This window comes from Klebsiella sp. K47, from assembly GCF_051858335.1.
In the GTDB taxonomy this organism is placed as follows: Bacteria; Pseudomonadota; Gammaproteobacteria; order Enterobacterales; family Enterobacteriaceae; genus Klebsiella; species Klebsiella pneumoniae.
In genome coordinates, this window is record NZ_JBPYUI010000106.1 from 1 (window position 1) to 383 (window position 383).

The following is a 383-nucleotide window of genomic DNA, read 5'->3' on the forward strand; positions in this document are numbered from 1 at the left end:
GACCACATCATCCCGCACAAACTGAAAGAGGCTCTGCGCTCTGGTGACAGCCAGGAAATAGCGAAGGCGCAAAAGCTTTTCTGGAGCCGGAAGAACTGGCAAGGGTTGTGTAAGCAGCACCACGACTCCACGAAGCAGCGAATGGAGAAGCGTGGCACCGTGATCGGATGCGATGAAAACGGGATGCCACTGGACCCAACTTCTCATTGGTTTAAGTGATAACCATTATCAATATACCTCAAAAGTGATTGTCATTTGAAATCATTAGCATTCAAATGATATCAATTCTCATCTGAGGGGGAGGGGCGGGTCAAAAGTTCAGAACCTTGAACCCAAATGACCGCCGCCAGTCCTTTTTGTGCACAACCGCGAAATGAAAAGTT

Annotated in this window: 1 pseudogene; it reads left to right on the forward strand. The window is 48.3% G+C overall.

From position 1 onward, the window contains the following. Positions 1-219 (forward strand): annotated as a pseudogene (locus RRF55_RS27290) (HNH endonuclease); the annotation flags it as partial. Between the last annotated feature and the right edge of the window lie 164 nt (positions 220-383).